At 69.5% G+C, this 7,128-nt stretch carries 8 protein-coding genes, 1 tRNA gene and 1 pseudogene; 5 read left to right on the plus strand and 5 right to left on the minus strand.

Going from position 1 to position 7,128, the window contains the following annotated elements; all coding sequences use genetic code 11:
- Positions 1-16: 16 nt before the first annotated feature.
- Entirely contained in the window at positions 17-418 is a 402-nt protein-coding gene (locus tag ACKOQ4_RS15965; RefSeq protein ID WP_526293562.1) for an intersectin-EH binding protein Ibp1, read from the minus strand.
- A 140-nt stretch (positions 419-558) separates the two neighbouring features.
- On the opposite strand from ACKOQ4_RS15965, the gene ACKOQ4_RS15970 reads away from it, so the two are divergent.
- The 4 genes from ACKOQ4_RS15970 (at position 559) to ACKOQ4_RS15985 (ending at position 4,895) form a co-directional block, all read left to right on the plus strand.
- Positions 559-1,386, plus strand: coding sequence for an SDR family oxidoreductase (locus tag ACKOQ4_RS15970; protein WP_526293563.1), 828 nt, complete (start codon positions 559-561; stop codon positions 1,384-1,386).
- Positions 1,387-1,417: 31 nt separating this feature from the next.
- Positions 1,418-1,912, plus strand: a complete 495-nt coding sequence (locus tag ACKOQ4_RS15975; protein WP_526293564.1) for a DUF427 domain-containing protein — start codon at positions 1,418-1,420, stop codon at positions 1,910-1,912.
- A gap of 116 nt (positions 1,913-2,028) precedes the next feature.
- The gene (locus ACKOQ4_RS15980) at positions 2,029-3,336 is read left to right on the plus strand and encodes an ammonium transporter (RefSeq protein WP_526293575.1); all 1,308 of its coding nucleotides are present in this window, start codon (positions 2,029-2,031) and stop codon (positions 3,334-3,336) included.
- A gap of 35 nt (positions 3,337-3,371) precedes the next feature.
- Positions 3,372-4,895, plus strand: coding sequence for a serine/threonine-protein kinase (locus ACKOQ4_RS15985; RefSeq protein WP_526293565.1), 1,524 nt, complete (start codon positions 3,372-3,374; stop codon positions 4,893-4,895).
- Positions 4,896-4,898: 3 nt separating this feature from the next.
- Here the strand turns inward: ACKOQ4_RS15985 and ACKOQ4_RS15990 are convergent, their stop codons facing one another.
- The 3 genes from ACKOQ4_RS15990 to ACKOQ4_RS16000 form a co-directional block, all read right to left on the minus strand.
- Positions 4,899-5,288: a hypothetical protein gene (locus tag ACKOQ4_RS15990; RefSeq protein WP_526293566.1), complete on the minus strand. Its 390-nt coding sequence runs from the start codon at positions 5,286-5,288 to the stop codon at positions 4,899-4,901.
- Positions 5,289-5,412: 124 nt separating this feature from the next.
- Positions 5,413-5,484, minus strand: a tRNA-Thr gene (locus ACKOQ4_RS15995).
- Between the two features lie 49 nt (positions 5,485-5,533).
- A complete protein-coding gene (locus ACKOQ4_RS16000) occupies positions 5,534-6,229 on the minus strand; it encodes a hypothetical protein (protein WP_526293567.1) in 696 nt (231 codons plus the stop codon).
- Between the two features lie 81 nt (positions 6,230-6,310).
- Here ACKOQ4_RS16000 and ACKOQ4_RS16005 point away from each other — a divergent pair.
- Positions 6,311-6,587 (plus strand): annotated as a pseudogene (locus tag ACKOQ4_RS16005) (sensor histidine kinase); the annotation flags it as partial.
- Here ACKOQ4_RS16005 and ACKOQ4_RS16010 read toward each other — a convergent pair.
- On the minus strand, positions 6,559-6,963 hold the full coding sequence (locus tag ACKOQ4_RS16010; protein ID WP_526293568.1) for an HIT family protein: 405 nt from the start codon (positions 6,961-6,963) through the stop codon (positions 6,559-6,561). The pseudogene ACKOQ4_RS16005 and the gene ACKOQ4_RS16010 overlap by 29 nt on opposite strands.
- Between the last annotated feature and the right edge of the window lie 165 nt (positions 6,964-7,128).

Here is a 7,128-nt window from a genome sequence, read left to right on the forward strand (position 1 = left end):
GACGCCGGCGACGTGCCTAACCCGGTCCGCCGTAGGGCGAGTTGGGGGTCAGGGCCTCGTTGGCGTTCTCCTGCTGCAGCCCCATGCACAGACCGGTGTTGCTGCCGTTGCACGGAATGCCGTTGATCTCCGGGAGCTGGCCGACGCTCCCGGAATTCCCCGACCCGGTGATCGAGCCGGGGGCCAGGCCGGTGACCCCGGGCTCGATCGGACTGGTCGACTCGGCGACCACGTCCGTCTTGGGTTTGCAGGCGCCGGACACGGGGTCGAGGACCTCAGTCGACGGACAGGTCGCCAGCGCCGGCGCCGGGGGAGCGTCCGGTGCGGCCAGGGAGATGAGGATCGGGGCGGCTGCGGCGGCGACGGCGAAGCCCCCGGCCAGTAGCACGCGCTGCGCGGAAACGGTGAGAGTGGCCATGGTCACGCTTTCTTGTTCGTGGTCAGCCCCGGGGAATGGGCGCGGTGCGGTCAATCTGTTGTCGGCACGGCTCATCAGGGCGTTACAACCGATACTAATGTGAAGCCGGTCGGGTATCACCTGGGACTTCGGAGGCCGGTATGCAGCTCTCGTTCACTGACCGGACCTACCTGGTGACCGGGGGCGGCAGCGGTATCGGGCTGGGCGTGGCGGCCGGTCTGGCCCGGGCCGGGGCGCAGGTGGTGATCGTCGGGCGCGGCACCGAGCGGTTGGCGGCGGCGGCGGAGTCGATCAACACCGATGCCGCCGGCCGTGTCCGCCCGGAGACCGGCGATGTCACCGACGAGGACCGGGTGGCCGAACTGGTCGAGGCCGCCACCGCATGGCACGGCCGGCTGCACGGCGTGGTGCACTGCGCGGGCGGCTCGCAGACCATCGGGCCGGTCACCCAGATGGATTCCGAAGGCTGGCGCCGTACCGTCGATCTCAACGTCAACGGGACCATGTACGTCCTGAAACACACCGCGCGCCAGATGGTCCGATCCGGGGGCGGGTCGTTCGTCGGGATCTCCTCGATCGCGGCCAGCAACGTCCATCGCTGGTTCGGCGCCTACGGCGTGACCAAGTCCGCGCTCGACCATCTGATGATGCTGGCGGCCGACGAACTGGGGCCGTCCTGGGTTCGGGTCAACGCCATCCGGCCGGGGCTGATCCGGACCGATCTGGTCCAGGTGATCCTGGACTCGCCGGAGGTCAGCGCGGACTACCGGAAGTGCACGCCGCTGCCGCGGATCGGCGAGGTCACCGATGTCGCGAATCTCGCGATGTTCCTGCTCTCCGACCAGGCCGGGTGGATCACCGGTCAGGTCATCAACGTCGACGGCGGGCACGGGTTGCGACGCGGTCCGGACATGTCGGCGATGCTGGAGCCGGTTTTCGGTCCCGACGGGCTGCGCGGCGTGGTCTGACACCGGGTTCGATGGGAGGTCAGATGCCGTGATGCGACCGCAGCCGCAGGAGCCGGGCCCGGGACAGGAATCGGTGTGGGACTACCCCCGCCCGCCCCGGCTTGAGGAGTTCGCCGGGCTGATCACCGTCGAACTCGGCGGCGAGGTGATCGCCCGCACCGACACCGGTTGGCGGGTGCTGGAAACCAGCCACCCGCCGACCTACTACCTGCCGCGGGCGGCTTTCGGAGACGGCGTCCTGCGAGACGCCCCGGGCACGTCGTGGTGCGAATGGAAGGGCCAGGCCCGCTACTTCGATCTGGTGACCGAGGCCGCGGTCGCCCGCAAGGCGGCGTGGAGCTACCCCAACCCCACGCCCGGGTTCGCGCCGATCGCCGGTGCTGTGGCGGTGATGGCCGGGCAGGTCGATCGCTGCACCGTGAACGGCGAGACGGTCACACCGCAGCCCGGGGGCTTCTACGGCGGCTGGATCACCAGCGGTGTGGCCGGCCCGTTCAAGGGCGGCCCCGGCTCCGCGGGCTGGTGACGCCGGGCCTGCCCTGGCGACCCCGGGCGAAACATGGCTGAAACAACTCCGCCCCGCAACTGAAACACCACCCCGACATCCTCGTCGACGACGAACCGTCGAAGGAGTTGACCGAGTTGGACATCGACCCCGCAGCCACCGCCTGGCTGTTGACCAGTACGGCCCTGGTGCTGCTGATGACGCCGGGCCTGGCGATTTTCTACGGCGGCATGGTGCGAACCACCGGTGTGCTCAACATGATCATGATGAGCTTCATCTCGATCCCCCTGGTGACGGTGGCCTGGCTGGCGGTCGGCTACAGCCTGGCGTTCTCCGAGGGGTCCACCGGGGGCCTGCTGGGCGGACTGGACCACGTCGGGATGCGGGGCATCGGGCCGCAGACCGCGCACGGTCCGGTACCTGAACTGCTGTTCGCCACCTTCCAACTGAGCTTCGCGATCATCACGGCGGCGCTGATAAGCGGCGCGATCGCCGACCGGGCCAGGTTCGCGTCGTGGATGGTCTTCGTGCCGGTCTGGTCGGTTGTGGTGTATGCCGTTGTCGCGCACTGGGTGTGGGCGCCGGACGGCTGGCTGTTCAAGATGGGTGTGCTCGACTACGCGGGCGGACTGGTGGTCGAGATCGTCTCCGGCTCCTCGGCCCTGGCGCTGGCGCTGGTGCTGGGTCCGCGGATCGGCTTCAAGGTCGATGCCATGCGTCCGCACAATCTCCCGTTCGTTCTGCTCGGAGTCGGCCTGCTCTGGTTCGGCTGGTTCGGCTTCAACGCCGGTTCGGCGCTGGCCGCAAACGGTCTGGCCTCGGCCGTGTTCCTCAACACCCTCGTCGCCGGTTGCCTGGGAATGCTGGGATGGCTTGGCGTGGAACAGATCCGGGACGGGAAGCCGACGACCTTCGGCGCGGCCTCGGGCGTGGTCGCGGGCCTGGTTGCGATCACGCCGTCGTGCGGCACCGTCAGCATCCTCGGTGCCGCGGTGGTCGGTCTGGTCGCCGGGGTGGTGTGTGCGTTCGCCGTCGGGCTGAAGTTCAAACTCAACTACGACGACTCGCTGGACGTTGTCGGCGTCCACTTCGTCGGGGGTGTGGTCGGGGTGCTGCTGATCGGCCTGCTCGCCACGGCGGTGATGACCGGCGGCCCGCAGGGCCTGCTGTACGGAGGCGGCCTCGACCAGCTGGGCAAGCAGGTGCTGGCAATGGTCGTGGTGGCCTGCTACGCGTTCACCGCCAGTTATGTTCTGGCCAGACTGATCGACCGAGTCATGGGCTTCCGGCTGAGCGCCGAGGACGAGTCCAGCGGTGTCGACTTCACCCAGCACGCCGAAACCGCGTACGCCGAGGGGGTCCACGGCCATCAGCAGTTGCGCCGGCCGTCGTTCGGCGATCGCGACATGTTCCGCACCAGGCCGCAGGACGCCGACGAAGTCTGAGGCGCCCGCGCCTCCGGGCGGTAGCATTGGCGCCCATGCCGCTGGCCAATGGCGAGGTGTTCGCCGGCTTTCAGATCCTGCGCCCGCTCGGATTCGGCGGCATGGGCGAGGTCTATCTGGTCCAGCACCCGCGGCTTCCCCGGCAGGATGCACTGAAGATCCTGCCCGCCGAGATGTCCGCGGACGACGAGTTTCGGGCCCGGTTCAACCGTGAGGCCGAACTGGCCGCCTCCCTGTACAACCCGCACATCGTCGGGATTCACGACCGCGGCGAGTTCAACGGGCAGCTGTGGATCTCGATGGACTACATCGACGGGCCCGACGCGGGCCGGCTGCTGCGCGACCGCTACCCCGACGGCATGCCGCCGCGGGAGGTCGCAGAGATCGTGGCAGCGGTGGCGGACGCACTCGACTACGCCCACGCCCGGGGCCTGCTGCACCGTGACGTCAAGCCGCCGAACATTCTGCTGACCCACCCGGAGCGCGGCCGGCGCCGGATCGTGCTGGCCGACTTCGGTATCGCCCGGGACACCGCGGAGAGCCACGGGCTGACCGAGACGAACATGACCGTCGGCACGGTCAACTACGCATCTCCGGAGCAACTCATGGGCTCGGCCCTCGACGGCCGCGCCGACCAATACGCACTTGCAGCCACCGCCTATCACCTGCTGACCGGAACGCCGATGTTCGGCTCGTCGAACCCCGCGGTCGTGATCGGTCAGCACCTCAACGCCCCGCCGCCTCGGCTCGGGGATTCCCGGCTGGCGCTGGCCCGGCTCGACCCGGTGATGGCCAGGGCGCTGGCGAAGAACCCGCGGGATCGCTTCCGGACCTGCACGGAGTTCGCGACCGCGTTGCGTCTTGCCGTCGACGGGTCGGCGCCGACGCCCCCGCCGGTGCCGATGCCGCCGGCCGGGCCCCGCCCGCTGTCGCGTGACGCCGGGGCCCCGCCGCCGGTGCCCGAACAGCACACCGCGATACTTCCCGCGCCGCTTCCCGTCCCCGAACACCCGGCACCGTTGGCCGCCGCGCCGTCCCGGTGGCCGTGGATACTGGCCGGCTTCGCCCTGGTGGCAGTCCTCGCTGCGCTGGTTCTCGCGATCTGGCCCCGCCAGCAGCCGGCCGCCACGACCGCACCGGCGATCACGTCGACCTCACGGCCGCCGACGACGTCATCGGCGACGACGACACCGACGACGCCGACGACGACGGTGACCACCTCCCCGTCGGGCACGGCGGCGCCGGTGACCTTCGATGCCATGAGGAATCTGGTGAACGGCTTCTACGCCGACCTTCCCGGCAACGCCCGGACCGCCTGGAACAAACTGGACATCAACTATCAGCAGCGCAACGGATTCGACGACTATCTGGGCTTCTGGTCGACGATCCAGTCGGTATCGGTGCTCTCGGTCTCACCGAGGGATGCGACGAGCGTCGTGGCCACCCTCCGATATGTGTTGCGGGACGGCCGGGTCGACACCGAGAACCGTTGGCTCAGTGTGGTTTCGCGCAACGGTCAGTTGCTGATCTACGACTCCGAGCGGATCGGTCCGGCGTAGCGGTCAACGAGCCAGGTGCGGCCTGCAGAAAGCACACAGGCCCGATCCCAGGGTCGGGTAGCCGCAGTACGGGCACATGCCGACCCGCGCCGCACCCGGCAGATCGCCGTCGTGGGACAGGGCCCCGTCGATGACCTTGAGCCGGTCGGCCAGTCCGCCCAGCCGGGCGGTGAGCTGACTGCGCTCGGCCTCCAAAGCTGTTCGCTCGCACAGCATTTCACCGAGAGCCGCGCTCGGGCGGCCCCGGCGCCAGGCCAGGTCGGCCAATTCGCGGTCCAGTTCGTCGAGTCTGGCTGCCAGGCCCCGCAGGAGACGAGTCAGCTGTTCGCGCTGAGCCCGCGCCCGGCCCAGCGGCTCACCGGGCTGCTGCGGGCGCGTTACGGCGACGGTCACAGCGGCTCCTCTCCCGGTCGAGTGTCGGGGGTAAGTTAGCAGCCGGGGCCGCCATCCGCGAAATAATTGACGTTGCATTCCCGTCGGGACGCCACGACCAGCCGATCTGCGGCGAGCGATGACGAGCCCCCTGTCAGGATTGAACTGACGACCTTTCGCTTACAAGGCGAGTGCTCTACCACTGAGCTAAGGAGGCATGGCGGCGGCGGTTCCCCTCCGGCCCCGGCCGCAGTCAGCCTATCGGGTCATTCGTCGTTGTCTCCGAACGGCCAGAGGCGGCGCCCCGGCATCGGGATGCGTTCGGCGATATTGCTCAGCGGATCGACCACCCGGGTCATCGCGACCACGGCGTCACTCAGGGCCTCGACGGTTGGGGTGAGGGCCTCCATTCCAGGGGCGAGACGGTTGAGCGACTCGGTCACCAGGGCCAACTGCTCGAGCGGCCCGTTCTTGGCGGTCAGTTTCTCGACCACCCCGCCCTCGGCCAGAAGCCGGTCGGCCAGTCCGTCCTCGGCGAGCAGGCGCTCGATCAGACCGTTCTCGTCGAGCAGTTGGTCCACCAGCCCACCGGGTGCCAGCGCCCGGTCGACCCCGCCGCCCTGGGCGGTCAGCCGGTCGAGCAGACCGTCCGGGGCGGTGAGCCGGTCGACCAGCCCGCCCGGCTGCAGCAGCCGGTCCATGGCGCCGTCCGGGGCGAGAGCCTTGCCCAACGGGGCGTCCTCGTCGAGCAGCGAGGCGAAGCGGTTCGCGCGTTCGATGGTCTCGTCGATGCCGAGCAGGTGGGCGACGGACTCGCCGGCCGAGGCCACCGTGGTGTCACCGAGGCTGCGCCTGGCAAGGGTGATGGCCGCCTCGGCGACGTCCAGTCCGGCATCGGCCGCGGCCAGGCCCACCCGGGCCGGCGTGATCGCGATGTCTACCAGCAGCTTCGCGAAATCCATGGTGCAAGTGTAGGGCGGCCGGCCGGGAGAACGTCCGAGTTCGCCCTCACAGGAATCTCACAGCGTCTCCAGGGCTTCTTCGACGGCCCGGGAACTCCCGAGGTGCCCGGCGACGAGGCGCGACTGCGCCAGACCCTGGCCAACCTGATGGCCAACGCCCCGCAGCACACCGACCGGCCGCGTGGGTGACGTTGCGGGTCGGCACCGACGTGCCAGCGGCGGCACCGGACTGGGTCTGTCGATCGTGGATTCCCTGGTGCGCGCCCACGGCGGCCGGGTGTCGGTGACGACGGCGCCCGGGGAGGGTTGCCGGTTCCGGCGTCGGTTGATCAGTCCAGCTGTGCCAGTGCGGCTTTGATCTTGGCCTGGGCGTCGTCGAGGGACTCCGGCGACGGATCGCGGTCGACGTTGGCGAAGCCGAAATCAGTCAGGTTGTAGGCCGGAAATACGTGCAGGTGCAGATGCGGGACCTCCAGGCCGGCGATGATCATCCCGGCGCGTTCCGCGCCGAACGCGGCGCACACCGCCCTGCCTATCCGCTGGGCGACGTCGGTCACCTTGTGGAACAACTCCGGACCGACGGTCTGCCAGTTGTCCACCTCGGCCCGCGGCACGACCAGGGTGTGCCCCGGGGTCATCGGTTCGATGGTCAGGAACGCGACGACGTCGTCATCCTCATAGACGAAGCGGCCCGGCAGGTCGCCGTTGATGATCATGGTGAATACAGAGGCCATGTCCTCGAGCATAGGGTCGGGCTCACCGCAGCATCCGGTCGATGTCGGCCAGCGTCCAGGGCGGTGAGTCGCGGTGGTCGCGGTAGGCCAGCGGGGCCGGGGCGGGCCGGTCGAAGCGGCCGACGAATCCGCCGGCGGCGGCGAATATCCGGCCGGTGATCCCGT

Origin of the sequence: Mycobacterium sp. (assembly GCF_046095365.1) — a bacterium.
In the GTDB taxonomy this organism is placed as follows: domain Bacteria; phylum Actinomycetota; class Actinomycetes; order Mycobacteriales; family Mycobacteriaceae; genus Mycobacterium.